Source organism: Micromonospora sp. NPDC001898, assembly GCF_042891255.1.
Taxonomy (GTDB): Bacteria; Actinomycetota; Actinomycetes; order Mycobacteriales; family Micromonosporaceae; genus Micromonospora.
Window position 1 is genome coordinate 29,726 of the sequence record NZ_JBIATC010000012.1, and the last position, 26,307, is coordinate 56,032.

At 74.1% G+C, this 26,307-nt stretch carries 21 protein-coding genes; 12 read left to right on the forward strand and 9 right to left on the reverse strand.

All coding sequences use genetic code 11. From position 1 onward, the window contains the following. Positions 1–9: 9 nt before the first annotated feature. Together ACFYZF_RS22515 and ACFYZF_RS22520 are read left to right on the forward strand one after the other, a co-directional pair. Complete coding sequence (locus ACFYZF_RS22515; protein WP_387023760.1) at positions 10–2,607, forward strand: FtsK/SpoIIIE domain-containing protein; 2,598 nt, start codon at positions 10–12, stop codon at positions 2,605–2,607. 2 nt (positions 2,608–2,609) lie between these two features. Beyond that, entirely contained in the window at positions 2,610–3,449 is an 840-nt protein-coding gene (locus ACFYZF_RS22520) for a hypothetical protein (protein WP_387023762.1), read from the forward strand. A gap of 21 nt (positions 3,450–3,470) precedes the next feature. Here ACFYZF_RS22520 and ACFYZF_RS22525 read toward each other — a convergent pair whose 3' ends face one another. Beyond that, positions 3,471–4,430: an FAD-dependent oxidoreductase gene (locus ACFYZF_RS22525; RefSeq protein ID WP_387023764.1), complete on the reverse strand. Its 960-nt coding sequence runs from the start codon at positions 4,428–4,430 to the stop codon at positions 3,471–3,473. Positions 4,431–4,609: 179 nt separating this feature from the next. Between ACFYZF_RS22525 and ACFYZF_RS22530 the strand changes: the two genes are divergently transcribed. Both ACFYZF_RS22530 and ACFYZF_RS22535 read left to right on the forward strand, forming a co-directional pair. Further along, positions 4,610–5,518 carry a LysR substrate-binding domain-containing protein gene (locus ACFYZF_RS22530; RefSeq protein WP_387023766.1) on the forward strand — a complete coding sequence of 303 codons (909 nt, stop codon included), beginning with the start codon at positions 4,610–4,612 and terminating at the stop codon, positions 5,516–5,518. A 131-nt stretch (positions 5,519–5,649) separates the two neighbouring features. Next, the gene (locus tag ACFYZF_RS22535) at positions 5,650–6,057 is read left to right on the forward strand and encodes a hypothetical protein (RefSeq protein WP_387023768.1); all 408 of its coding nucleotides are present in this window, start codon (positions 5,650–5,652) and stop codon (positions 6,055–6,057) included. A gap of 32 nt (positions 6,058–6,089) precedes the next feature. On the opposite strand, the gene ACFYZF_RS22540 is transcribed toward ACFYZF_RS22535, so the two are convergent. Beyond that, complete coding sequence (locus tag ACFYZF_RS22540; RefSeq protein WP_387023770.1) at positions 6,090–6,752, reverse strand: hypothetical protein; 663 nt, start codon at positions 6,750–6,752, stop codon at positions 6,090–6,092. Between the two features lie 736 nt (positions 6,753–7,488). Here ACFYZF_RS22540 and ACFYZF_RS22545 point away from each other — a divergent pair. Together ACFYZF_RS22545 and ACFYZF_RS22550 are read left to right on the forward strand one after the other, a co-directional pair. Beyond that, entirely contained in the window at positions 7,489–9,711 is a 2,223-nt protein-coding gene (locus tag ACFYZF_RS22545; protein WP_387023771.1) for a M48 family metalloprotease, read from the forward strand. Positions 9,712–9,730: 19 nt separating this feature from the next. Beyond that, positions 9,731–10,147 carry a hypothetical protein gene (locus ACFYZF_RS22550; protein WP_387023976.1) on the forward strand — a complete coding sequence of 139 codons (417 nt, stop codon included), beginning with the start codon at positions 9,731–9,733 and terminating at the stop codon, positions 10,145–10,147. A 38-nt stretch (positions 10,148–10,185) separates the two neighbouring features. Here ACFYZF_RS22550 and ACFYZF_RS22555 read toward each other — a convergent pair whose 3' ends face one another. From ACFYZF_RS22555 to ACFYZF_RS22570, 4 genes are all read right to left on the reverse strand, one after another. After that, positions 10,186–10,632: a nitroreductase family deazaflavin-dependent oxidoreductase gene (locus tag ACFYZF_RS22555; protein WP_387023773.1), complete on the reverse strand. Its 447-nt coding sequence runs from the start codon at positions 10,630–10,632 to the stop codon at positions 10,186–10,188. A 99-nt stretch (positions 10,633–10,731) separates the two neighbouring features. Further along, positions 10,732–11,604: an aldo/keto reductase gene (locus tag ACFYZF_RS22560; RefSeq protein WP_387023775.1), complete on the reverse strand. Its 873-nt coding sequence runs from the start codon at positions 11,602–11,604 to the stop codon at positions 10,732–10,734. Between the two features lie 112 nt (positions 11,605–11,716). Next, the gene (locus ACFYZF_RS22565) at positions 11,717–12,343 is read right to left on the reverse strand and encodes a hypothetical protein (protein ID WP_387023777.1); all 627 of its coding nucleotides are present in this window, start codon (positions 12,341–12,343) and stop codon (positions 11,717–11,719) included. Positions 12,344–12,354: 11 nt separating this feature from the next. Then, positions 12,355–13,980, reverse strand: a complete 1,626-nt coding sequence (locus ACFYZF_RS22570) for a GMC family oxidoreductase (protein WP_387023779.1) — start codon at positions 13,978–13,980, stop codon at positions 12,355–12,357. Between the two features lie 173 nt (positions 13,981–14,153). On the opposite strand from ACFYZF_RS22570, the gene ACFYZF_RS22575 reads away from it, so the two are divergent. The 3 genes from ACFYZF_RS22575 (at position 14,154) to ACFYZF_RS22585 (ending at position 17,125) form a co-directional block, all read left to right on the forward strand. After that, a complete protein-coding gene (locus tag ACFYZF_RS22575; RefSeq protein ID WP_387023781.1) occupies positions 14,154–14,519 on the forward strand; it encodes a YciI family protein in 366 nt (121 codons plus the stop codon). Positions 14,520–14,798: 279 nt separating this feature from the next. Continuing rightward, positions 14,799–16,247, forward strand: a complete 1,449-nt coding sequence (gene pyk / locus ACFYZF_RS22580; RefSeq protein WP_387023782.1) for a pyruvate kinase — start codon at positions 14,799–14,801, stop codon at positions 16,245–16,247. Continuing rightward, positions 16,244–17,125, forward strand: coding sequence for an acyl-CoA thioesterase (locus ACFYZF_RS22585; protein ID WP_387023784.1), 882 nt, complete (start codon positions 16,244–16,246; stop codon positions 17,123–17,125). Before pyk ends, ACFYZF_RS22585 begins: the two co-directional genes overlap by 4 nt. Here the strand turns inward: ACFYZF_RS22585 and ACFYZF_RS22590 are convergent, their stop codons facing one another. Further along, on the reverse strand, positions 17,126–18,892 hold the full coding sequence (locus ACFYZF_RS22590) for a substrate-binding domain-containing protein (RefSeq protein ID WP_387023785.1): 1,767 nt from the start codon (positions 18,890–18,892) through the stop codon (positions 17,126–17,128). It lies immediately after the preceding gene. A 26-nt stretch (positions 18,893–18,918) separates the two neighbouring features. Further along, entirely contained in the window at positions 18,919–20,298 is a 1,380-nt protein-coding gene (locus ACFYZF_RS22595) for a protein kinase (protein ID WP_387023787.1), read from the reverse strand. A gap of 207 nt (positions 20,299–20,505) precedes the next feature. Between ACFYZF_RS22595 and ACFYZF_RS22600 the strand changes: the two genes are divergently transcribed. Together ACFYZF_RS22600 and ACFYZF_RS22605 are read left to right on the forward strand one after the other, a co-directional pair. Next, positions 20,506–20,976, forward strand: coding sequence for an RrF2 family transcriptional regulator (locus ACFYZF_RS22600; protein ID WP_387023788.1), 471 nt, complete (start codon positions 20,506–20,508; stop codon positions 20,974–20,976). A 164-nt stretch (positions 20,977–21,140) separates the two neighbouring features. After that, entirely contained in the window at positions 21,141–22,085 is a 945-nt protein-coding gene (locus tag ACFYZF_RS22605; RefSeq protein WP_387023790.1) for a sulfite exporter TauE/SafE family protein, read from the forward strand. A gap of 116 nt (positions 22,086–22,201) precedes the next feature. Here the strand turns inward: ACFYZF_RS22605 and ACFYZF_RS22610 are convergent, their stop codons facing one another. Beyond that, complete coding sequence (locus tag ACFYZF_RS22610) at positions 22,202–23,632, reverse strand: pyridoxal-dependent decarboxylase (protein WP_387023792.1); 1,431 nt, start codon at positions 23,630–23,632, stop codon at positions 22,202–22,204. A 245-nt stretch (positions 23,633–23,877) separates the two neighbouring features. Here ACFYZF_RS22610 and ACFYZF_RS22615 point away from each other — a divergent pair, with 245 nt between their 5' ends. Then, on the forward strand, positions 23,878–26,127 hold the full coding sequence (locus ACFYZF_RS22615) for a cellulose binding domain-containing protein (RefSeq protein ID WP_387023794.1): 2,250 nt from the start codon (positions 23,878–23,880) through the stop codon (positions 26,125–26,127). Positions 26,128–26,307: the final 180 nt, after the last annotated feature.

Genomic DNA, 26,307 nt, shown 5'->3' on the forward strand with positions numbered 1-26,307 from the left:
GGCACAAGGGTGGGCAGGCTCGCGGCGGCGTACGGCCAGGCGGTCACCGCCCATCGGCAGGCCCGCGACCGGTTGGAACGGGCCCGGCTGGCCCTCGGCGCGCCACCGGCGGCCGTGACCGGCGCCGCCGAGGTCGTCGCCCGGCTGGCCCGCCTCGGCGGGCGGCTCGCCGCGCCCACCCCCGGCGCGACCCCGCTGACCGAGGCGCCCGCCGGAGTCCGGGTCGGCGAGGCGGCCACCGTGGACGGTGGCTTCCCGGTGCTCGTCCCGCTCGGCGGCGGCTGCCACCTCACCGTCGACGCCGACGCCCGCGATCCCCGCGTCGGCGAGCTGCTGCGCGCGCTGGTGCTGCGGCTGCTCGCCACCGCCCCGGCCGGCACGGTCCGGGTCGCCGGGATCGACACGGTGGCCTTCGGGGCCACCTTCCTGCCGCTGCGCCCGCTGCTCGACGCCGGGGTGCTCGCCCCGCCCGCCACCACCACCGCCGAGGTCGCCGCGCTGCTCGACGAGGCCGAGCGGCACGCGCGGGCGGCGCAGCACGCCGCCCCGACGCCCCGGGAGCTGCTGGTGCTGGTCGCCGCCGCCGCGCCCCCGCCCCCGGAGCTGGCCAGGCTCGCCGCGCTCACCCACGCCGGCCCGTCCGCCGCGGTCTGCGTACTGCTCGCGGGTCACCCGCAGGCCGGCGCGGCCGACCCGCCGCCGCTGGGCGCGGCCACCGCGCTGCGGCTCATGCAGCGGTACGCCCACGTCGGCGACCCGCCCGGGCACCCGTTCAGCGGCGACGGCTCCGGGCTGGCCGCCCCCGTCGTGCTCGACGGCGACCTGCCGCCGGCCACCGTGGCCGCCCTCGCCGGGCACCTCGGCCCGGCGGTGCGCCGCGACGCCCCGCCCACCTTCGCCGACCTGCTGCCCGCCCGGCGTTGGGCCGGGTCGAGCGCCGCCGGGCTGTCCACCGTGGTCGGCCGGGCCGGGCGGCAGCCGGTCACCGTCGCCTTCGACGACGCCACCCCGCACTGGCTGGTCGCCGGGCGCACCGGCGCCGGCAAGACCGTCTTCCTGCTCGACGTCCTCTACGGGCTGGCCGCCCGCTACTCCCCGGCGCAGCTCCAGCTCTGGCTGCTCGACTTCAAGGAGGGTGTCAGCTTCACCGAGTTCGTCCCCACCGAGCGGGATCCGTCCTGGCTGCCGCACGCCCGCGCCGTCGGCATCGAATCCGACCGGGAGTACGGCCTCGCCGTGCTGCGCGAGCTGCGCCGGGAACTGAACTGGCGGGCGGCGGTGCTGAAGCGGCACGGCGTCACCAAGCTCGCCGACCTGCCCGGCGACGCGGCGGTGCCCCGGATCGTGGCGGTCGTCGACGAGTTCCAGGTGCTGCTCGCCGGCACCGACGCCGTGGCGCGGGAGGCCGTCGACCTGCTGGAGGAGTTGGCCCGCAAGGGCCGCTCGTACGGGGTGCACCTGGTGCTGGCCAGCCAGGCCACCACCGGCATCGAGTCGCTGTACGGGCGCGCCGAGGCGATCTTCGGGCAGTTCCCGCTGCGGGTGGCGCTGCCTGGCGGCGCGGGGGCGCTCGACCCGCTCAACGGGGCCGCCAACGCGCTGCCGATCGGCGCGGCCGTGTTGAACACCGCCGCCGGGGCGGCGGGCGCCGACACCGTGGTCCGCTTCCCCGACGCGTACGCCGCCCGCGCCGACCTGGCCCGGCTGCGCCACGAGCTGTGGCGGGACCGGCCGGCCGGCAACGGCCCCCCGGCCGTCTTCCGGGGGTACGAGCCCGCGCGGCTGGAGGACGATCCCACCTTCGCCGGGCTGCGCCCCGGTGCCGGGCCCCCGGTCGCCCTGGTCGGCCGCACGGTCGACGTGGCCGGCAGCACCGCGTCGTTCACCCTGGACGCCACCCCGGGCCGGCACCTGGCCGTGGTCGGCACCGCGACCGACGGCGCGGACGTGCTGCGGGCCGCCGCCCTGAGCCTCGCCCGGCAGCACGTGTCCGGCGAGGCCCGGTTCCTGCTCGCCCCGCTGGTCGCCGCCGCCGCCCCGGCGGCCGACGACACCGCCGCCGCGCTCGCCGCCGCCGGCCACCCGGTCGAGCGGCTCGACCAGGCCGCCCTGCGGGACCGGCTCGCCGCCTTCGCCGCCACCCCGCCCGCCGCCGGTTCGCCTGCCGCCCCGCCCGCCGCCGCCCCGCCTGACACAGCCCCGCCTGCTGCCGCCTTGACCGTCGGCCGGACCTACCTGGTGCTGTTCGGCGCGGACGCGGCGTCGGCCACCCTCGCCGGCACCGACCCGGTCACCTTCCGCTCCGGCCACGACGACCTGCGCGCCCTGCTGCGCGAGGGCCCAGCCCGCGGGGTGCACCTGCTCGGCTGGTGGCGCGGGCTACGCCGGCTCGCCGACGACCTCGGCGGGTCGCACCACCGCGACGACGCGGCCTGCCTCGTCGCGCTGAACGTCCCGGGTGCGGAGCTGGGGCTGTACCTGGGCGAGCACGACCTCGCCCACACCCCGCGCGCCGACCGGGCTCTCCTGGTGGACCGGCACGACCAGCGCACCCGACTGATCGTGCCGTTCGCGTGGGCCGGGCACGAACGGGACGAGGAGAGCTGACGGTGTCCACCTTCTCCGAGTACGCCGCCCTGGCCCGGCAACTCGCCGACCAGCGCCGCGAGACCGACCAGGACGCCGCCGCCGAGGCCGGCCGCCGCCGCGCCCTGCACACCATGCTCGACCAGCTGACCCGGCGCCTCGCCGTCCAGTCCCACCGCCTCGGCCAGCTTGGTCACGCCATCGGCCTGCCCGCCGACCCGCCACCCGCCGCCGGGGGAGACCGCTCCGGGACGACCGCCCCTGTAAGCAGCACCCCCGGGGCGACGTCGTCCGGCGGAACCTCCGGCCCGGGGGCGGTGCCCGACGGCGGCGCAGCCGCCGCGCCGGGGCAGTCGGGCGTCGGGGCGTACCCACCGGGTGCCCCGGGCGGGGCGGTGGTGGCGCTGCCGGCGGCGGCCGGGGTGCCCGCGCCCCGCGCCGGGGTTACCGACCCGGCCGCGGAGCTGGCCGAGGCCCGGCGGCTCGCCGACGAGACCGACCGGCTGGTCCAGGTCACCGAGGCCGTCGCCCGGCAACCGCCGCTGTTGCCGTCCTGGTCGCCGCTGGCCCGGGCCCTGGCCGTGTACGCCGGCTGCGCGGCGGCCGGGGTGGTGCTGATGTTGATCATGGCGGTGGCCGCCGACCTGGCGGTGGTGGGCCTCGGTGCCCTCTACGCCGCCACCTGCGCCGGGCTGCCGGTGCTCTCCTTCGTCGCCGGGTACCTGGTGCTGGGCCGGTGGGGGCGGCCGGCGCTGGGCTCGGAGCAGCCGCCCCGGTTCGTCCCGCTCGGCTTCGTCACCTGCGTGCTGCTCGTGCCCCTCGCCTACTGCGGCTACCTGCTGCTGTTCCGCCTCGTGCGCTGACCGCGCCGGCCACCGGGCGGGTCAGCCGTCCAGGGCCAGGCGGGCGACCTCGGCGGCGCAGCCCCAGGAGAGGGTGACCCCCGCGCCGCCGTGCCCGTAGGCGTGCACGAGCCGGCCGCCGCCCGGTCCGGCCGGCTGCACCTCCACCCGGGGACCGCCGTGCCGGGCCGGGCGGAGCCCGATCCGCTCACCGAGCACCGGCGCGTCGGCCAGCTCCGGCACCAGCGCCACGCAGCGGCGCCGGATCGCCGCCGCCGTCTCCGGGTCCGGCCGGGTGTCCCACACCCCCGGCTGGAACGTGCCGCCGAGCACCACGTCGTGCCGGCGCGGGTGTACGTAGGTGATCCCGGCCGGATCGTCCTCGTCGCGGAACGAGGTGGTCAGGCCCGGGTTCGCCACCAGCACCACGTGCCCGCGCACCGGATGCACCGCCGGGTCGGCGGCGAGCCAGCCGGCCGCCAGCCCGGTCGCGTTCACCACGGTGGGGGCCGCCTCGAAGGCCTCGTCCAGCCGCTGCACCCGACGGCGCAGCACCCGCCCCCCGCCCGCCTCGACCCGCTCGGTCAGCCACGCCAGGTACGGCGTCATCTCCACCGTGGGCGCGGTGAACCGCAGCAGCGCCGTGTACGGGGCGACGGCCGGCTCGGCGGTCAGGTCCCCGGTCGCCTCGGCCCACCACGGCGGGCCCGCGTAGGGGTGGCGCAGCAGCATCCGGGTCGCCCGGGCCACCACTCCCGGCACCCCGTCGGCCGCCTGGCGGCCCAGTTCCGCGTGGGTCTCCCGGGCCCAGCGCAGCACCCGGGGGTCCTCCTCGGTGTGGCTCGGGTACCAGACCGCGGCGGCCACCGTTGACACGATGTCGGCCGGATCGTCCGCTGTCCACACCGTCACCCGCGCGCCCCGCTCCTGTAGCACCACGGCGGCCGTCAGCCCGATCACCCCGCCGCCGACCACCACCACGTCCGTCGTCTTCTCCGTCATCGCCCGTTCCCTCCGGTCGTCCACAGCGGTCGACGCCGTGGCTGTCGTTCGCTACCTGTCGTCCACGGCCGTAGCGTCGCGTTCTGTCATGCCGTGACTTCGGATCGTGCCCGGGGGGTCGGTGCGCCGTCCAAGACGGAAACCACAGTTGGCGATAGGCGGCGCTTATAATTGCGGCCATGCCCGACTCCTCGACCCGGGACGCCTGGTGGGATCTGCGCCGGCTGCGTTACTTCGCGGTGCTCGCCGAGGAGCTGCACTTCACCCGGGCCGCCGCCCGACTGCACATCGCCCAGCCGGCGCTCAGCCAGCAGATCCGGGCCCTGGAACGCCAGCTCGGCGTCCCGCTCGTGCACCGCACCAGCCGGGGCTGCACGCTGACCGAGGTGGGGCGGCGGGTCGCCGCCGAGGCCGGCCGGCTGCTCGCCGAGGTCGACGCCGGCACCGCCCGCATCCGCGACCTGGTGCGGGGCCGGGACGGCCGGCTCCGGCTGGCGTACACCCGCTCGGCCCGCGGCGGCCGGGTGGACGCCCTGGTGACCCGGTTCCGGGCCGCCCACCCCGACGTGGAGGTGGTCGCCGAGACCGCCTGGACCGCCCCCAACGTCGCCGGCCTGCTCGCCGGCCGGCTCGACGCGGCCTTCGTCCGCACGCCGGTCGAGGAGCCGGGCCTGAGGTGCCGGTTCGTCGAGGCCGAGGAGCTGCTGCTCGCCCTGCCGACCGGGCATCCGCTGGCCGTCGGCCGCCGCCGGATCAGCCGGGCCGAGGTGGTCGACCTGCCCGCCGTGATGTGGCCGCGCGACAACGGCCCCGGCATGTTCGACCGGACCATCGCCCAGGTGTGGCCGCAGGGCGGCTTCCGCCTCGTCCGGCAGGAGCCGGACGACGAGCAACTGCTCCGCGCGGTGGCCGGGGGAGACGTGGTCGCGGCGGTGCCGGCCGGTCGTGCCCGCGCGCTGAAGGTGCCGGGGGTACGGCTGCGCCGGTTCACCGCCCCGACGCCCACCGTGGACGTGCGCCTGGCCTGGCCCCGCGACACCACGAACCCGGCCGTCCACCACCTCCTCGCCCTACTCGACGACGCCTGACCGACCCGGAGCAACCCCGACATGCCGCATTCGCTCTCGGCATTCGCGGACCTTGGACAGTTGTCTTCTGTTGTGGACGATAGGTGTCCAACGTCCGGCGGCGGGCCGGGTCGGTTGACGGGGAGGTGCCGGTGAGCGGCGAGTTGGACGGGTTCGTCATCGGGTACGTGCCGGCGGGGATCGGCGCGGAGGTGTCCGACTTCGCCAGCGAGTGGGAGGACGTGCGCTTCCGCACCCGGGTGTGGGAGCGGCAGGTCGAGGAGGGCTACCGGGTCGACCTGCGGGTGCACGTCCTGCGCGGCGGCGGGCTGGGCACCCTCGACGAGCTGCGCGACTTCCTCGCCGGCTACCACGAGCGGGACGCGGCGCGGTGGCGGCCGACCGAGTTCGTCGACGGAGACGTCACCGGCCTGGTCGGCGACGGCGAGGCGTTCCGGCTGGTCGAGCCGGGCGTGGCGGTCGACGTGCTGGCCGACCCGGAGCGGGTGCCGGAGGCGGAGCTGCGGGCCGTGCTCGCGCAGGTCCACCGCTCGGCCTGATCCCCGCCCGCGCCCGGGGCGCCGGTGGCGGCTCAGCGCTCGTCGCCGGTGCCGGCTCCGTAGGTGGCGTGCAGGAACGACTCGAAGCTCATCAGCATCTGCCCGAGGTCGCCCAGGCTCTCCGGGCTCACGTCGGCCAGCTCGCCCAGGCACCGCATCCAGAGCTGATACCTGTGGGGCGCGTTCGCCACCGCCTGCCGCGCCAGCCGCAGGTCGTTCAGCGCCCGGTCGGCGTTCCCGCGTTCGGCCGCCTCCCGGGCCAGGTCGAACCGATCGTTGGCGAAGCTCAGCAGCAGGCGGAGGTGATCTGCAGCGGCGTCGAGCCGGTCGCGCAGGTTGTCGATCCGGGCCTCGTCGTCCTCGTCGTCGGAGACCAGGAGGGGTAGCTCCTCAGCGGTCAGCGTGGGAACCGGTGCGTCCTCCCCACCCTCGGCGGTGGGGTGCCCGTGGCGGATGGCGCCGAGGCCCGCCAGGGCGGTCAGATCCCTGCCCACCTCCTCGCCCAGGATCACCCCGACCTGGTCAACCGCATTGCTCACCCGCTCGTGGTCGTACTCGGCGAGGTGGTCGTCGAGCTCGGAGGCCAGCTCGGCGAGCTGTTCGGACGCTCCGGCCAGGCCCTCCGCCAGGAATGCGATCTCGTCTTCGAGCCGTTCCAACACCTCGTCGGCGGTACTGAGAACGCTGTCCGGCATAGCTCTCCCGTGTCATGTCGACCCGACTGTGATCGCGAAGAATCTTGACCCATCGGTCGGCGAAGACCATCGATCGCCGCCGCGAAAGTCTGTCGGATAACCGATACGCCGGCTGTAGTGCGGTCGAGCAACCGCTCCCCGGGCCACGCTCCATGGGAGCCGAAAGTAGTTAGCTGACTATTGTCCGATCGGCTATTGCCATTCGACTCGTTGTCCTACCGGGATCGTGGGCGTACGTGGCGACGAGTGTCCTTCAAGGAGTATCTACTCGCTACGGCCATGACCCTGGCCCGCCGGCAACGGCCGGTCTGGTCGTGGATCAGGTGGCGGTACGTCTGCAAGTGCGGCACCGAGCTGCCCTGCCGGCCAGGCGGTGGCACGACGGTCGCTCTTCGTCCATGAGGCCGGGCTCCGGGTACTGAGATCCGACGCCCCGCCCCGCTCGTGAGCAGGGGCGTGTCGCGCGGGACTCCGCCCACAACCACTCGCCTGGTTCGCATTGGAACTCGGGTCTGTCCGCTGCCGTTCATCGTCGGATCCCTGACCGATTATCGGTAGCGAGATCGATTCGGATGCCGGTAGCGTTGTCCGACGTCGATTCCCCGCACGCTTCGACGTCAATCTCACGACTGCGCAATTCCCCGGTCGCTCCGCCGGCCGGCCGATACGCCATGCCTGAGCCCGTCCGCTCTCCGCCGCTCCCCGGGGGAGGGCGTCTCAGTCGAGGAGGCGCCCCGTGCGCGATCCCGATCCTGACCAGGTCAGACCCGCCATTGAGGAACCGCCCGTCGGGGACCAACCCACCGAGCCGCGGGCGACGACCGGGTCGAACCGGATCGAGCAGCGCTTCGCCAACCGTCCGCCGGGATATCCGAACGCGCTGGTCTGGCTGCGCGCCGGCATCATGCGGGACTGGCGCGGGGTGCTCGGCGCGTTCGTGGCCACCTGGTTCTACGTACCTGTGGCCCTGCTCGCCGCCGTGTACGGCGCGTTCAGCCTCGCGGTCATCGGCCTGATCGGCGGCACCCAGGTGGCCGAGTCCGTGCCGCAGGAACTGCGGGACGCGCCGCTGATCGGCGGCCTGATCGACGCCTTCCTCACCCGGTCCGGGGGCGTGCTCGGCGGCTTCATCGGGTTCGGGGTGGGATTCCTGGTCGGTTTTCTGGTGCTGCTGGTGCTGCCCTGGCGCACCGCGGTCGACGAGCCGGCGACCCTGTTCACCGGCCTGGCCGGCATGGTGGCCGCCGCCGCGCTGGTCGGCCTGCTCTACACCCTCTACCGGGTGCTGCTGGAGCCCTGGCTGCTGAGCGTCTCCGGGGCCCGGCGGCTCAGCCGCCGGGAGACCGAGAGACTTCGACCCATCCTGTACGACTGCGCGCAGCGCCTCGGCCTGCCGAGCGTTCCCCGGCTGCTGATCGAGGACAACACGGTGCTGACCAACGCGCGGGCGTACTCCCGGCACGTGGTGGTCACCACCAGCCTGCTCACTGAGTCCGACGAGGACATCGCGGCCCTGCTCAGCCACGAGTTGGTGCACTGGCGCACTGGCGACGAGGTGACCAGCGCGTTCGTCCGGGGGGTCGCGCTGCCGCTGGTGCTGATCCACGCTGTGCCGACCTGGCTGATGCGGACCTTCCCCCACCCGGTCACCGACTTCCTGCTCTTCGTCTTCTTCTGGCCGGTGCTGCTCACCATGAAGTACGTGGTGCTGCCGCTGCACTCCCGGGACGTCCGGGCCGCCGAGTACCGCGCCGACGCCGGCGCCGTGCTCGCCGGTCACGCGCAGGGCATGCGGGACATGCTGGAGCAGCGCAAGTCCTTCGAGAGCGGGCGCAGCGGCTGGGACGAGGCGGTCTGCGCCACCCACCCGGCCTCGGAGCTGCGGCTGGACCGGCTGGAGCGGCTCAGTCCGGTCACCGAGGCCGGTGGGGTTCGGGCCGACGACGACGCGATTCCGGTCAGCTCGGCGGACCTCTTTCCCGGCCCGGGGGCGGTGGCGAACCGGCAAACCCTGGTGGTGGCCGGCGCGCTGGCGCTGGTCTGCTGCCTCGGTGGTTCCCTGCTCACGGTGACACAGTGGGCGCTGTTCCGGCCCCAGGTGGTGGTCGGCGACTACTTCTCTGCGCTCGACGACCACGACGGCCGGGAGGCCCTGTCGCTGCTGGACCCGGACGTGCGGGCCGGCCTGGACGGCGACCAGCTCGCCGCGATGGTCGGGGCGAAGGGCTACCAGCCGCCCACCGACGTGAAGGTGACGTCGATGAAGCGCGACGGCGACGAGGCGGTCGCCACGGTGGCCTTCACCCTCGCCGGCCAGCAGATGACCTCGGAACTGCCCCTGCGGCGGGAGGACTCGGCCAGCCTCGGGCTGTTCCACGGCTGGCGGATCACCGCCGGCCTGACGGCGCTGAGCCTTCCGGGAGTGCCGGGGCTGACCGTCAACGGGGTGGCGGTGCCGGTGGCCGAGGAGGGCACCGTCGTGGCGCTGCTGCCTGGGGCGTACACCCTGGGCGGTGCGAGCAATGCCCTCAGCGAGACGCCGTCGCAGACCGTCGCCGTCCGGCCCGGCCAGGACAGCGTGTCGGACGTGCGGCTCACGCCGACGCTGACCGCGACCGGGCAGGAGGCGGCGGAGCAGAGCGTCCGGCAGTACCTGGACGCCTGCGCCGCGACGACGGTGGCCGCGCCGGAGAACTGCCCGTTCCGCTTCTACAACGGCGCGACGGTCCGGAAGATCGCCTGGAAGATCATCGAGTACCCGAAGATCCAGATGGAGCTGACCGGCCCGACCACGGCCCGGGTGAGCACGCCGTACGAGACGCAGAGGTCGGTACGGGCGACCGGCAGCACCGCGGGCTTCTACGGGACCACCCCGTTCACCGAGGACGAGACCTTCGGTGTCAGCGGGGTCCTGTCGCTGGTCGACGGGAAGCTGACGTTCCGAGCCGGCGACGAGTAGGAGAAAACCCGTGACCGACATGTCGACCCGGCCCGGGCGACCCGTACGGCTGGTGCTGACCCCGCGTGTCGGCCGGCCGCCCCGGGTGCCGCTGCTGGCCTTCATCCACCAGCGTCCGGAGTTTCGCGCGGCGGTGCGGGACGCAGGCGGCGGGCGGACCGGCGGCCGACCCGGCTTCAGCGACGCGGTGATCATCGCGGTGGTGGCCCAGGGGCTGCTGCCGGGGCTGTTCAGCCTGTTGCAGAGCTGGGTCGACCAGCAGCGCACCGAGGCGAGCATCCGCATCCAGGTTGGCGACGCCGAGGTGGAGGTCCAGGTCAACGGCCGGACGGACGCGACGAAGCTGCTCGACCAGGCGACTCGGGCGCTGCGGCAGGCCGGGGGAGTGGGCGCGGATCAGCCCGACCAGCCCGACCAGGCTGGCCCGGCCGCCTGATCGACGGGCCCGACCGGCGGGGCCCCGAGTCCCGCTGGTCAGGCGCGCTCGATCACCACGACCGGGATCTCCCGGTCGGTGTCGCGCTGGTAACCGGCGTACCGGGGGAAGACCTTCGTCATCAGCTCGAACAGCCGGGACCGCTCCTCGCCGGAGACCGTCCGGGCCCGGCCCCGGAAGCGCTCGGGGCCGACCTGCACCTCCACCTCCGGGTCGGCGGCGAGGTTCAGGTACCAGTTCGGGTGCGCCGCCGAGCCCCCGTTGGAGGCGACCAGCACGATCCGGTCGCCGCCGTCCCGGCCGTAGTACAACGCCGTCCGCCGCAGGGTGCCGGACCTGCGGCCCCGGGTGGTGACCAGCAGCGCGTCGTAGCCCTGGTACCTGGCCCCCTCGGCGCCGTCGGTCGCCACGTACCGCCGTACGTGCTTGGCCACCCAGCCGACCGGGCTCTCCTCGATCGTCTCGCCCTGCTCCGGTGCGGCCATGCCGTCGCCTCCTCGCGCTCGCGGTACGCCCCCTGCGTCCCCATCGGAGGGTAACGACCACCGGCCCGGCCGTGGGCCCGGTGCGGGGTCGCCCGGCGCTCAGGCGGCCTTCGCCAGGGCCTCGTACTCGTCGTCGGTGAGCCGCACCTCGGCGGCGGCCACGTTCTCCTCCAGGTGCGCCACCGACGACGTGCCCGGGATGGGGAGCACGACCGGCGAGCGGCGCAGCAGCCAGGCGAGCGCGAGCTGCGCGGGCGTCGCCCCGTGCCCGGTGGAGATCGCGTCCAGCGGCCCGCCCGGCTTCGCCAGGTTGCCGGTGGCCATCGGGAACCACGGGATGAACGCCAGGTCGTTGCGTTCGCAGTAGTCGAGGACGCCCTCGGCGCTGCGGTCGGCCAGGTTGTAGAGGTTCTGCACCGACACGATCGGGGTGATCTCCCGGGCCGCCTCGATCGCATCCACGGTCACCTCGGAGAGCCCGATGTGCCGGATCTTGCCCTCCTGCCTGAGCAGCGCCAGCTCGCCGAGCTGGTCGGCCAGCGGCACCTGGGCGTCGATCCGGTGTAGCTGGTACAGCCCGATGACGTCCAGGCTGAGGTGGCGCAGGCTCAGCTCGCACTGCTGGCGCAGGTACTCCGGCCGGCCCACCGGCCGCCAGTCGGCCGGGCCGGCGCGGGTCAGCCCGGCCTTGGTCGCGATGACCAGGTCGTCGGCGTACGGGTGCAGCGCCTCCCTGATCAGCATCTCCGAGACGAACGGGCCGTACGAGTCCGCGGTGTCGATGAAGGTGACGCCCAGCTCGTACGCCCGGCGCAGCACCCGCACCGCCTCGGCCGGGTCCAACGGATCGCCCCAGACGCCCGGCCCGGTGAGCTGCATCGCCCCGTAGCCGAGCCGGTCGACCTGGAGGTCGCCGCCGATCCGGTACGTGCCGGATGCCTTCGCGGGCTGCCTGCCAGCGTCGTTGCCCATGAGAGCACCCCAATTCCTGTGTGCCGTCGTCGGCGGACCCCGACGTCCTACGGTGGCATTCCCCGGATCGCGGCCCGCAAGCCGATCGCGGGGGGTGCCCGGCGACGCCGGGTCAGGGCCGCAGGTGCAGGGGAGCGGGCACGTGGTCGAGGTGGGCGTGCCGGAACGGTCGGGTCAGCGGGCACGGCTGTAGGCCCAGCGCGTCGAGGATCTCGGTGTGCTGGCACTCGGCGTACAGCCGGGGCGCGTCGTCGAGCGGCACGTCGCCGCGCAGCGCCGCGCCCAGGCGCTCCGCGTCGACCTCGCCCACACCCAGCGCCACGAACGCCGCCGGGTCGGCCCCGGACGGGCCGGGCGACGGCAGCGGGCCGTCCACCGGGTGCAGGGTGCCGTCGAAACCGGCCCAGAATTCGTTGTCGTCGTCGTCCCAGTATTCCGTCACCCAGGAGCGGTCGGAGACGTATCCGTGCGCCAGCTCGCCGGCGGCGTAGACGGTGGCCGACATGACGCTGGAGTCGAAGACGTCGAAGGCCACCGCCGGCTCGCCCGTCACCGTGCTGATCAGCTCGGCCAGGTCGTCGACCTCGGCGTAGCCGCTCTCCTCCTCCTCGCGCGGCACGACCGCCCATCGCCGTGACCCGACCGCTGTCACGTACGCCTCCCGGCCGGCGTCGCCCACCGCCGCGCGCACGGCGGCCAGCTCGCCGACGGCCAGGATGCTCTGATAGCTCGTTCCCATGCCCGGGGACGCTACGACGCCGGTCCGACACCCGTCGGCTGCGGCACCTGGCCCAGGATCAGGTCGGCCGCCCGCCAGGCCAGCGCCATCACCGGGGCGTTCAGGTAGCTCGACACCAGCACCGGAAGCACGGAGGCGTCCACCACCCGCAGCCCGTCGACTCCGCGCACCCGCAGCTCGGGGTCGACGACGTGCTCGTCGCCCGGCCCCATCGCGCAGGTGCCCACCGCGTGGTACCCGCAGTAGCCCAGCGCCAGCGTCGCCTCGACGATCTCCCGGTCGTCGCGCACCTCCGGGCCGGGCACGGTCTCCACCGCGATGCGCCCGGCGACCGGGTCCGTCGCGAACAGCTCCCGCATCCGCCGGAAGGCGTTCACGGCGACTCGCCGGTCGTGCGGGGTGTCGAGATAGTTGGCGACGATCCGGGGCGGGGCCGACGGGTCGGCCGAGGTGATGGTGAGGCTGCCCTCGCTGTCCGGCCGGGTGACCGTGCACAGCCCCATCATCCCCGGCTCGGACTCCAGCTCCAGCGCGTGACCGGGGCGGCGTGGCGCCGCCGAGAAGGGCGCGACAAGTAGCTGCGCGTCCGGATGATCGACGTCGGGGGTGGAGCGGAAGTGCGCCCCGATGTCCTGCACGGGCAGGCTCAGCGGCCCGCGCCGGGTCAGCGCGTACCGCAGCGCGGCCAGCCCCTGCCCGACCAGGCTGCCCAGCATGTGGTTGTAGCCGCCGTTGCCGGCCAGCCGGAACTGGACCGGCGTCGACCGGTGCTCGCGCAGCCCGCGCCCCACCCGGGGCCGGTCCAGCAGCACGCTCACCCCGGCCCGGTGCAGCGTGTCCGCCGGCCCGATCCCGGAGACCTGCAACAGTTGCGGGCTGGCGATCGCCCCGGCGGCGAGGATCACCTCGGCCGAGGCGGCGTAGTCGACCGTCCGTCCCGCGCGGCGGGTCCGCACCCCGATGGCCCGGCCGGCGTGGACGAGGATTCGCAGCGCCTCCGTCTCCACGGTCACGGTCAGGTTGGGCCGGTCCCGGACCGGGTGCAGGAACGCGTCGGCGGCGCTGACCCGGCGTCCGTCGCGGATCGTCGCGGTGACGTAGCCGATCCGCTCGCCGTCCTCGGCGTTCAGGTCGTCCACCCGACGCCAGCCCAGCGCCTCCCCGGCGCCGATCGTCGCCTCGCACAGCTCGTCGGTGCCGGTCGCCGAGGACAGCCGCAGCGGCCCGCCCGCGCCGCGCGTCTCGGAGGCCCCCAGCGGGTGGTCCTCCAGCCGCTTGAAGATCGGCAGCAGGGTGTCCCAGCCCCAGCCCGGGTTGCCCAGCCGCTCCAGCCCGTCCCAGTCGACCCGGTCGCCCCGGCCGTACACCATGCCGTTGATCGAGCTGGACCCGCCGACCAGTCGGCCGCGCTGCCACACCTCGCGCCGCGCGGGCGTCGCCTCCGCCGGGTAGTGCCACGCGGTGCGTCGGTCGTCCATCAGCCGGCTGAACCCCTTCGGCAGCCGCACGAAGGGGCTGCGGTCCCAGCCGCCCGCCTCGACCAGCAGCACCCGGGTAGCCGGGTCCTCGCTCAGCCGGTTGGCCAGCACGCACCCGGCGGCGCCCGCGCCCACCACGACATAGTCGTACTCCTGCACGGGGCCTCCCGCTTCGACGGATACGAGAACCACTCAGAAGGTAGTTGCTCGATCACCGAGGGGAAAGGTCGGGGTCGCCCCGCGCGTCCGTCGGGTCACCCGGCGTGGCGGATCGGTCCGAGTGGCCCCGCCGCCGGCCCCGCCCGTGCGACGCTGGCCGGGGGAGGAGCGCCATGACGGGGATGCGGCAGGTCGACTTCGCGCTCGACACCTACGAGTGCATCGTGCTCTACCCGGGCCCCTCCGGGCGGGCCCTGCCCGACGAGACGGTCCAGCGGTTGCAGGCCGAGCACACCGAACACATGCGGGCCCTGCAACGACGGGGCATCGTGCTGGTCGCCGGTTCGATCGACGGCCCCGCCCGCGAGCCCGACCCGCCGATCGGCTTCGGGCTGTCCCGCACCGGCTCGGTGGACGACGTGCGCGGCGTCATGGAGGCCGACCCGGCGGTGCAGGCCGGGCTCTACCGGGTGGACGTGCTGACGTTCCTCTGCCCGGCCGGCGCGGTGGAGTTTCCCCTGGCCAAGACGGAGAGCTGACCGCTCGGCAGCCGACGGGGTGTCGGCATCGTGACGGCGGTCGCGGCCCGTCCGCTGATACCGTCGTCCAGTGGTGGGGAGCGCACCCGAGGGAGGTGACGCCGGGCGGTAGGATTCCCGGCGCGCGGTCGCCGATGCCCGCCGACACGACGATTCCGGACGATGGTTCCGGGTGTGAGTCCGCCCGCCGGGTGCGCGGGTGTGGCGCGTCGTCGCAGAACTGTTCCGCAATCCGAAAGGGGTCGGCCCGTAGACCGACCCGGAGGAGAGACTAGCCTGATGGGCGTGACACGCCGCGCGAAGATCGTCTGCACTCTTGGCCCCGCCACCTCGTCCCCGGAGCGCATCCGGGGGCTCGTCGAGGCGGGCATGAACGTGGCGAGACTCAACTTCAGCCACGGCAGCCACGCGGACCACGAGGCGGTCTACCGACTCGTCCGCGAGGCCTCCGACGCCGCCGGCCGGCCGGTGGCCCTGCTCGCCGACCTCCAGGGCCCGAAGATCCGGCTCGGCCGGTTCGCCGACGGCCCGCACGAGTGGCGCACCGGCGACTCGGTGGTGATCACCGGGGACGAGATCCTGGGCACCAAGGAGCGGGTCTCCTGCACCTACCGCAAGCTCCCGCAGGAGGTGAAGGCCGGCGACCGGCTGCTGATCGACGACGGCCGGGTGGCCGTCGAGGTCAGCGACGTGGTCGGCAACGACATCCGCTGCCTGGTCACCGAGGGCGGCCCGGTCTCCAACAACAAGGGCGTCTCGCTGCCCAACGTGGCCGTCAGCGTCCCGGCCCTGTCCGACAAGGACGCCGAGGACCTGCGCTTCGCCCTCGGCCTCGGCGTCGACATGATCGCGCTCTCCTTCGTCCGCTCGGCGGAGGACATCAAGCTCGTGCACAACATCATGGCCGAGGAGGGCGTGTACCGGCCGGTGCTGGCCAAGGTCGAGAAGCCCGAGGCGGTCGACCACCTCGAGGCGATCGTGCTGGCCTTCGACGGCGTCATGGTCGCCCGCGGTGACCTCGGCGTCGAGATGCCGCTGGACCAGGTCCCCCTGGTGCAGAAGCGCGCCGTGCAGCTCTGCCGGGAGAACGCCAAGCCGGTCATCGTGGCCACCCAGATGCTCGACTCGATGATCGAGAGCTCGCGGCCGACCCGCGCCGAGGCCTCCGACGTGGCCAACGCGGTGCTCGACGGCGCCGACGCGGTGATGCTGTCCGGCGAGACCAGCGTCGGCAAGTACCCGGTGCTCACGGTCAGCACCATGGCCAGGATCATCACCACCACCGAGGCCGGCTCGATCGGGGTGCCCCGGCTCCAGCACGACCCGCGCACCCACGGCGGGGCGCTCACCGTCGCCGCGTCCTCGATCGCCAGGGCCATCGGCGCGAAGGCCCTGGTGGCCTTCTCGCAGACCGGTGACACCGTCAAGCGGCTCAGCCGGCTGCACTGCGACCTGCCGCTGTTGGCCTTCACCCCGGTGCCCGAGGTGCGCAGCCAGCTCGCCCTCTGCTGGGGCGTGGAGACGTTCCTGATGCCGTTCGTCGAGCACACCGACGACATGTTCCGCCAGGTCGACCAGGCGCTGCTCGGGCTCAACCGGGCCAACCCGGGCGACTACGTGGTGATCGTCGCCGGCAGCCCGCCCGGCACCCCCGGCTCCACCAACACCCTGCGGGTGCACCAGCTCGGCTCGCTGGTCGACGCGGCGTCCGCGCGGGCGTTGCAGTGACCGACCCGGTCGCCGTCGGCCAGGCTGCCGTCGACCAGCTCCTCGGGGTCCTTGACCTGGAGCAGACCGACAAGATGACCTTCCGGGGGGTCAGCCCCCCGGTCGGTCCGCAGCGGGTGTACGGCGGCCAGGTCGCCGGCCAGGCCCTGGTCGCCGCCGGCCGCACCGTCGACCCGGAGCGGTTCGTGCACTCGCTGCACGGCTACTTCGTCCGGCCCGGCGACCCGTCCGAGCCCATCGAGTACCAGGTGGAGAACGTCCGCGACGGCCGGTCGTTCTCCGTGCGCCGCTCGGTGGCGCTCCAGCACGACCAGCCGATCTTCTTCATGTCGGCGTCGTTCCAGCGGACCGAGGAGGGCCTGGACCACCAGGACCCCACCCCGCCGGACGTGCCCGGGCCGGACGACGTGCCCACGATGACCGACCGGCTGTCCCGCTACCCGGAGCGGCTGGGCATCTGGGGGCAGATCCCGCGCCCGATCGACGTGCGCTACGTGGGCGAGCCCGGCTGGGTCCGCCCCGGCGACCGGCCCGCCGACCCGCACCAGCGGGTCTGGATGCGCATCGACGGCAAGCTGCCCGACGACCCGCTGCTGCACGCCTGCGCCCTGACGTACGCCTCCGACCTGACCCTGCTGGACTCGGTGCTGTCGGTGCACGGCGAGGTGTGGGGGCCCGGCGGCGTGGTCGGGGCCAGCCTCGACCACGCCCTGTGGTTCCACCGGCCGTTCCGGGCCGACGAGTGGTTCCTGTACGACTGCGGCAGCCCGTCCGCCTCCGGCGCGCGTGGGCTGGCCACCGGCCGGGTTTTCAGCACCGACGGCCGGCACGTCGCCAGCGTCGTGCAGGAGGGCCTGCTGCGCCGGGTCGGCACCTGATCAGAAGCTGCTGACCAGCTTCACGAACGCCTCGTCGATCGTCGCCGGGTCTCTGGCGTCGAACGCCTTGCCGGCGCTGGCCTTGGCGATCTTGTCGAGGGTGGCGAAGTCGGAGTCCTGGTCGAAGGCGACGCAGAAGACCTTCACCGGCCGCTCCGGGTCCAGCGCAATGTCCTTCAGCAGCCGGGCGAGGTCGCTGTCCTTCGGGTACTCGTTCTTGCCGTCGGTGAGGACCACCACCGCGTTGATCCGGTCCGGATCGTAACTGGCGAGGAGCTGGCGGTGCGCCGAGCGGACCGTCGCGTACAGCGCGGTGCCGCCGTCGGGCTTCAGGCCGCCGAGCTTGCCGGTGAAGCGGGCCTCGTTGAACGGCGAGAGCCGAAGCTCCTCGCGGTGCGGCTTCGGGCGCTGCGACGTCTCCGAGGAGAACGACCAGAGGGCGACCTGGTCGGCCGAGTTGAGCAGGCGGACCGCCTTGCCGGCGGCGTCGGTGGCGACCTGGAGCCGGGACTTGCCGCCGACCTTCTTGGTCATCGAGCCGGAGACGTCCACGGCGAACAGGATGTTCGCCTTCTTGCGCAGCGTGCTCCACCCGCGCAGGATCGCGTCCACCACCTCCGGCTCCGGCGGATCGAAGTAGGTGAGGTTCCCGGCGGGCCCGCCCCGCACGACGGCGACCAACTCGTCCGAGGGCCGGCGTTCGTGGTCGCGGAAGCCGAGCTCGGCGAAGCTGCGCTGCTGCGGGCCGTCCTGGAGGAAGAGCAGGAAGTCCTGCGCCGCCGCGCGCTGCGCCTCGTCGGCCGAGGGCAGCACCACGTACGGGTGGTCGAGGTTGAAGGTGCCCTCCTTCGGGTGCACCGCCACCAGCGGGACCCGGGGCTTCTGGCCCGGCGTGGGGCTGAGCTGCCCCTGGTTGTACTGGTAGACCAGCTCCTCCTGCACCACGACCGCGCTCATGTCCCGCGTCCGCGCGTCTCCGCCCGCGCCCAGGTCCGCCTCGGCGAGGTCGCGCAGCAGGTCCACCGAGTCGTCGCTGTAGTGCGAGACGTTCGCCTCGATCTCGCGGACGAACCGGGTCACCGGGGGCTGCGCCAGGTCGGGCTCGGTCAGGTCGCTGGAGCGCTGCACCGCCGCGTAGTAGGTCGCGATGGTGGCCGCCAGCCCCGAGGTGGACAGGTTGGGGTTGTCCTTGCCGAAGGTGAACCGGCCCCACTCGGGCCGGCCGAAGGCCGCCCAGCCCTGGTCCCCGGACAGCCCGAGGACGTCCGCCCAGCCGAGGGGGCCGCGCTGCTGCACCAGCTCGCCCTTCTCCTTGGGCATGGCGATGACCAGCGGGCTGTTCGCGATCGACGGGTACCGGTCGGGGGTCTGCGCGGGCCGGCCTTCCTTCTCGTCCAGCAGCCGCAGCCGACCGGTCCACAGCGACGACGTCGGCAGCCACACTTGCGGCGCCGGGATCGCCGGCTGCTGTCTGGCCCAGCCGCCCGCCAGCGCCTCCATCGCCTTGCCCGAGTTGAGCCCGTGCACGGTCACCTGGGCGCAGCGCCCGCCGAAGCGCCGATCGCTGTCGTTGTACTTCGCGGCGAGCTGACCGAGCAACTGGTCCTTCTCCGTCGAGGAGTTCACCTCCAGCGCCACGCACGAGGAGCGGTCCGCGCCGGGGTCCGGCCGCACGATCACGTACGCCGCGGCGATGACCGCGAACCCGGCGACGACGGCCACCGTCAACGGCAACCATGGCCGGGCGGAAGGCTGACCGGTGGCCATCGGATCCTCCAGGGGTTCGCGGGGGTTCAGGAGCCGGGGTAGGCCGCCGGGCCGCCCCGGTCGGACGTGGGCGCCGCCCCGGATCCGTCCGGTGCGGGGGCGTCCGGTGCGGTGGCTCCGGGCAGCGCGGTGGCGACGAGTAGACGGACACCGTAGACCACGACGAAGGTCACCGCCCCCACGGCGGCGGCGGTGCCCGGGGCGGTGGTCGCCACGTACCCGGCGGCCCCGCCGGCCGCGCCCAGGAAGATGGCGGCCGAGATCCCCCAGGCGTCGGCGTACTGCCGGCGCACCCGCCGCGACCACGTGTCCCGCGCCGGCCCGCGCGCCGCCGGCCGGTACGTGGTCGGCCCGTGCGTCGTGGGCTGGTGGGCGGTGGGCGGTGGAGCCGGCGGCCTGTACGTCGTGGGCTGGTGGGCGGTGGGCGGTGGAGCCGGCGGCCCGTACGTCGTGGGCTGGTACACGGTCGGCCCGTGTGTCGTCGGTGGGTGAACGGTCGGCTCGTGCATCGCCGGTTGGCGGGGGACCAACTGGGTGGCCGCCGCGTCGGTGCCCGCCCGCAGCGCCGTCTGGATCGGCACCGGTGCCCCGGCGTGCGGGGTGTGCCCCAGCAGGCGCAGCAGAACCTGTTCGGCCGGCGGCCGGGCCCGGTGGTCCTTGTCCAGGCACTGACCGACCAGCTCGCCCAGCGGGCCGGAGAGGCCGGCCAGATCCGGCGGGTCGTGCAGCACCCGGTTCATCACCGCCACGACCGTCCCGGTGCCGAACGGCGGTCGGCCCGCCGCGGCGAACGCGATGGTCGCCGCCCAGGCGAACACGTCGCTGGCCGGGCCCACCTCGTCGTCGCGGAACCGCTCCGGCGCCATGTACGGCGCGGTGCCCATGATCCTGCTGGTCATCGTCTCGGTGACGTCGAGGGCCCGGGCGATGCCGAAGTCGATGACCCGGGCGCCGTCCGCGCCGAGGACGACGTTGTCCGGCTTGAGGTCGCAGTGCACCACGTCGGACTGGTGGATCGCGGCGAGCGCGGTGGCGGTGCCCACTGCCAGCCGGTGCAGGGCGTTGCCGGTGACCGGGCCGTACTCGCGGACGTGCCGTTGCAGGGTCAGGCCCTCGATGTACTCGCTCACCACGTACGGCGGGTCGCTGTCCACGTCCGCGAAGAGGATTTGCGCGGTGCAGAACGGCGTTACCCGCCGGGCGGCGGCGATCTCCTTGGCGAACTGGGCCTTGGCGCGCGGGTTGTGGTGCAGGTCGAGGTTGATCATCTTGACGGCGACGAACCCGCCCTGCTGTTCGCGGCCCAGGTAGACCACGCCCTGGCCGCCCGCACCGAGGCGACCGAGCAGTTCGTAGGGGCCCGCCCGGTCCGGATCCCGCGGACCCAGCGGCGTCATCTCCGGCATCGCTGTGGCTGCCCCTATCGGCCTGGCTGTCTTCCGCTCTGCGCGCTGACGCGTCGTCGGGCACCCGTCGTGCGACGACACCGGTATGGTGCCACGACCGCGCCACCGACGAGAGCCGCCCGGCCGGGCGGTGGGACGAGGGCGGTTCGACCGTTCGGCCGAGGGGCGGCAGCCTGACCGATCGGCTCGGCGACTAGCCTGGCCGACATGCGTCTCTCCGCTCGGGTCGACTACGCCCTCCGCGCGGCCGCCGAACTCGCGGCGGTCGCCGACGGCGCCGGCACCGGCCGGGCCCGCCCGGTGACGGCCGAGCAGATCGCCAAGACGCAGGAGATTCCGCCGAAGTTCCTGGAGAGCATCCTGCTGCAGTTGCGCCGCGGCGGGATCGTGCACGCCCAGCGCGGCCCCGAGGGCGGGTACTGGCTGGCCCGGCCGGCCGCCGACATCTCCCTGGCGGAGGTGATCCGGGTGATCGACGGGCCGCTGGCACACGTCCGGGGGCAGCGCCCGGAGCAGCTCGGCTACCTCGGCGCCGCCCGGGCGTTGCAGGACGTGTGGATCGCCCTGCGGGCCAGCGAGCGGGAGATCCTCGAACTGGTCACCGTCGCGGACGTGGCCAACGGCACCCTGCCCGCGCGGGTCAACGAGCTGGCCGCCGACCCGCGCGCCTGGAGCTGACCGGCGCCACCCGCGCCACCCACCATCGCCACGGATCGCCGACCGCGCCACGGGTGGCGGCCGTCCGGCGCGTCCCATCAGCCGATCGGGGACTTGACCCGGGTCCACCCGTGCCGCATTGTCGACCAAGTCGATAGGAGATACCGAAAAGTCAGGGGGCGCTCGTGCGCAAGCTGCTGGTCCTTGCCCTGGTCGGGCTCGTCGCGCAACTGATCGACGGGTCGCTCGGCATGGCCTACGGGCTGACCTCGTCCACCCTGTTGCTCGTCGCCGGGGTCGCCCCGGCCGCCGCGTCGGCCTCGGTGCACCTGGCCGAGATCGGCACCACGCTCGCCGCCGGGGTGGCCCACTGGCGGTTCGGCAACGTCGACTGGCGGGTGGTCGCCCGCATCGCCGTTCCCGGCGCGCTCGGCGCGTTCGCCGGCGCCACCTTCCTCAGCGCCATCTCCACCGAGGCGGCCGCGCCATGGATGGCCGCGATCCTGTTCACCCTCGGCGCGTACCTGCTGGTGCGCTTCTCCCGGCCGCTGCGCGTCAACCGCGCCGCCGGTGGGCTGCGCAGCCGGTTCCTCGGCCCGCTGGGCCTGGTCGCCGGCTTCGTCGACGCGACCGGCGGTGGGGGATGGGGTCCGGTCGCCACCCCGGCGTTGCTGGTCTCCGGCCGGATGGAGCCACGCAAGGTCATCGGCTCGGTCGACACCGCCGAGTTCGTGGTGGCGGGCGCGGCGAGCGTCGGCTTCCTGATCGGCCTCGGCACTGAGGGTTTCCTGCTGCCGACCGTCGCCGCCCTGCTGATCGGCGGCCTGATCGCCGCCCCGATCGCCGCCTGGCTGGTCCGGATCGTCCCGGCCCAGCTTCTCGGCGCCACCATCGGCGGCGTGATCGTGCTGACCAACGCCCGCACCCTGATCCGCGTCGGAGGCCTCCCCGGCGGGGCCCAGTGGCTGGTCTACGGGCTCCTCGCCGCCGGCTGGCTCGTCGCGATCGTCCTGGCCGTCCGCGCGCTGCGCCGTGTCCGCGACGCCCGCGCCACGGTCGAGGCCGCCACCGGGTCGGGGGAGACGGCGGCCCCGGAGCGGTCCCTCCCGCTGGCCACCGTCGAAGGCTGACGGACCTCGTCAACGATTCAGCTCCACAGCGTTCCGAGCAGCGGCTTCCGCCCGGGGCCGGACATCGCCCGGCCCCGGGCGCGGGGTGGGTGCGGGGCCGGACGAGGTCACTCGCGCTAGGCCGACGGTTTCCCGGCCGCCTCGCTCAGCAACTCCCACGCCTCGTCCACGTGCGCCTGTGTGGTCAGTGGCGAGCCGACCGCGAGGCGCAGCGTGTACCGGCCGGCGACCCGGGTGTGGGTGAGCGACACCCGGCCCGTGGCGTTGACCCGGGACAGCAGTTCGGCGCTGGCCTCGTCGCCGGCGGTGAGCCGGAAGCAGACCAGCGAGAACGGGTGCGGCGCGGCGAGCGCGAACCGGTCGTCGGCGCGGACGTGGGCGGCGAACCGGTCGGCGAGGGCCACCCCGGAGCGGATGTGCGCCCGCAGCCCTTCCACCCCGTACCAGCGCAGCACGAACCACAGCTTCAGGGCGCGGAACCGACGCCCCAGCGGCACCTGCCAGTCCCGGTAGTCGATCACGGCGCCGGTCTCGGTCGCCGCGTTGTGCAGGTACTCCGGCAGCACCGTCAGCGCCTCGACCAGCTCACCGGAGTCGGCCACCCAGAACGCGTCGCAGTCGAAGCCGGTGAGCAGCCACTTGTGCGGGTCGAAGCAGTACGAGTCGGCGTACTCCAGACCGACGTGCGACCAGCGCAGCTCCGGGCAGACCGCCGCTGCCCCGGCGTACGCGGCGTCGACGTGCAGCCAGACGCCGAGCTCCGCGCAGATCGCGCCGATCTCCGGCAGCGGGTCGACGGCGGTGGTGGAGGTCGTGCCGATCGTGGCCACCACGATCGCGGGCACGTCGCCGGCCGCCAGGTCCGCTCGGATCGCCTCGCGCAGCGCGTCCGGGCGCATGGCCAGGGTTTCCGGGTCGACGTCGACCACCCGTACCCCGTCGAGGCCCAGCCCGGCGATCCGGGCCGCCTTCTCGATGGACGAGTGGCCCTGGCTGGAGGTGTAGGCGCGGTAGCGGCGGTCGATCCCGGCGGCCCGCCACCGGCCTCCACTGGCCCGGTGCAGCGCGGCGAGGGTGGCCACCAGGGTCGCCGAGGAGGCGGAGTCCTGGATCACGCCGCCGCCGCTGCCGGTGGAGCGGAACCGCTGCGGCAGGTCGAGCAGCCCGGCCAGCCAGTCCAGCACCACCGTCTCCAGTTCGGTGCAGGCCGGGCTGGTTGCCCACAGCATGCCCTGCACGCCGAGCCCGGAGCTGATCAGGTCGCCCAGCACGCTCGGGCCGGAGGTGTTCGCCGGAAAGTAACCGAAGAAGCTCGGGTGCTGCCAGTGGGTCAGGTGCGGGGTGACCAGGTCGTCCAGGTCGGCGAGCAGGGCCTCGACCGGCTCGCCGTGCGTGGTCGGGCCGGTCGGCAGCGCGGCTGCCAGCGTCCCCGGCGGGGCCTGTGAGGTGACCGGGCGCCGCCCGAGCGTCGCCCAGTAGTCGGCGATCCAGTCCACCGCCGCGTGCCCGGCCCGGCGGAACTCCTCGGGGTCCATGTGCTCAGCCATCCGCCGAGTTGATCAAATCCCGCCGCCGAGGGCAAGGTCCCGTCCGGGGGTGCTTCCGACGGGCGGGGTCGACGCGGCTGTTGCCTGTCGGAAAGCGTTGTCCTAGCATTCGTGCAGCGCGGAGTCGAACTACGGACGTCAATGCGTCTCCCCACCGCCCCAGCGCGGCGCACCGCCACCGCAGGCCCAGGGCAGGCCGACGGGCATCGCGTCGCCGCGCGCCCGACCTCCCCGGAGGCACGCCCGTGCACCCCAGCAGATCCCGTCGCCGCGCCGTCCTGCTCGCGGCGGCGGCCACCACCCTCACCGCCACCGCCCTCACCGCCGGCACCCTCGGCGCCGTGGCGGCCTCGGCCGCCGCCGGCTGCCGCGTCGATTACAGGATCACCAACCAGTGGGGCGGCGGCTTCGGCGCCGACGTCACCGTCACCAACCTCGGCGACCCGGTCAACGGCTGGACCCTCACCTGGTCCTACTCGGCCGGTCAGCAGGTCGCCCAGGCGTGGAACGCCACCGTCACCCAGTCCGGTGCCCAGGTCACCGCCCGCGATGCCGGCTACAACGCCGCCATCGGCACCGGCGGCACCGCGAACTTCGGCTTCAACGCCTCGTGGAACGACGCCAGCAACCCCGTTCCGGGGAGCTTCGCGCTCAACGGCACGACCTGCACCGGCACCACCCCGCCGCCGACCACGCCGCCCCCCACCCCGCCGCCGACCACGCCGCCCCCGACCACGCCGCCCGCCGGGGCGAAGCAGGTCGAGGACCTCGACCGGGGCCTGATCAGCGTCCGTTCCGGCAGCGGGAACCTCGTCTCCTGGCGGCTGCTGGGCACCGAGACCTCCGGGGTGTCGTTCAACCTCTACCGGGGCTCGACCAGGGTCAACGGCAGCCCGATCGCGGGTGCCACCAACCACCTCGACAGCGGGGCCGCCGCCGGGTCGGCGTACACGGTGCGGGCCGTGGTGAACGGCGTCGAGCAGGCGGCGTCCGGGCCGGCGCTCCAGTTCGCGGGCGGCTACCTCGACGTGCCGATCCAGCCGCCGGCCGGGGGCACCACCCCGACCGGGGAGGCGTACACCTACGCCGCCAACGACGCCAGCGTCGGCGACCTCGACGGTGACGGCCGGTACGAGATCGTGCTCAAGTGGGACCCGTCCAACGCTAAGGACAACTCCCAGTCCGGCTACACCGGCAACGTCTTCGTCGACGCGTACACCCTGACCGGCACCCGGCTGTGGCGCATCGACCTCGGGCGCAACATCCGGGCCGGCGCCCACTACACCCAGTTCCAGGTGTACGACTACGACGGCGACGGCCGGGCCGAGGTGGCCATGAAGACCGCCGACGGCACCCGCTCCGGCACCGGCCAGACCGTCGGCGTCTCCTCGGCGGACCACCGCAACTCCAGCGGGTACGTCCTGTCCGGCCCCGAGTACCTGACCATGTTCGACGGCCGGACCGGCGCGATCGCGTCCACCGTCAACTACGACCCGCCGCGCGGCACCGTCTCCTCCTGGGGCGACAGCTACGGCAACCGGGTCGACCGGTTCCTCGCCGGCACCGCCTACCTCGACGGCCAGCGCCCCTCACTGATCATGGCCCGGGGCTACTACACCCGTGCCGTGATCGCCGCCTGGGACTTCCGCAACGGCACCCTCACCAGGCGGTGGACGTTCGACTCCAACGCCTCCGGCAACTCCGCCGCCGCGGGCCAGGGCAACCACCAGCTCTCCGTCGCCGACGTCGACGCCGACGGCCGGCAGGAGATCGTCTACGGCGCGGCCACCATCGACGACAACGGCCGGCTGCTCTACTCCACCGGCAACGGCCACGGCGACGCCCTGCACGTCGGCGATCTCGACCCCAGCCGCGCCGGCCTGGAGATCTTCAAGGTCGACGAGGACGCCAGCAAGCCCAGCTCCTGGTTCGCCGACGCCCGCACCGGGCAGATCATCTGGTCGACCGCCGCCTCCGGCGACAACGGCCGGGGCGTCTGCGCCGACATCTGGGCCGGCAGCCCCGGCGCCGAGTCCTGGTCGTCCGCCGTCGACGGCCTCGCCAACACCAGGGGCCAGAACGTCGGCCGCAAGCCGTCCTCGGCGAACTTCCTCGCCTGGTGGGACGGAGACCCGGTGCGCGAACTCCTCGACGGCACGAAGATCGACAAGTACGGCACCGGCGGCGAGACCCGGCTGCTCACCGGCAGCGGCGTCAGCTCCAACAACGGCACCAAGTCGACCCCGGCGCTGTCCGGCGACATCCTCGGCGACTGGCGCGAGGAGGTCGTGTGGCGCACCAGCGACAGCACGGCCCTGCGCATCTACAGCACCCCGACCCCGACCGGCACCCGGATCCACACGTTGATGCACGACCCGCAGTACCGGGCCGCGATGGCGTGGCAGAACACGGCCTACAACCAGCCGCCGCACCCGGGCTTCTTCATCGGGGACGGCATGGGAGTCCCGCCCGTGCCGAACATCTATCTGCGCTGAGCGCTCGTCGTGCTGGATGCCCCCTGCCCACCGGGGGCACCGGCGAGGCAGGGTGGCAGGCACCGGGCCGCAGCCGCGGAATCCGCACAGCTCCGGCCCGGTGCACCACACCGCGACACCCCCGACCCGTCCCGACCGGGGAGTGCCGTACCACCACCGGAACCAAAGTTACGCGGTGTC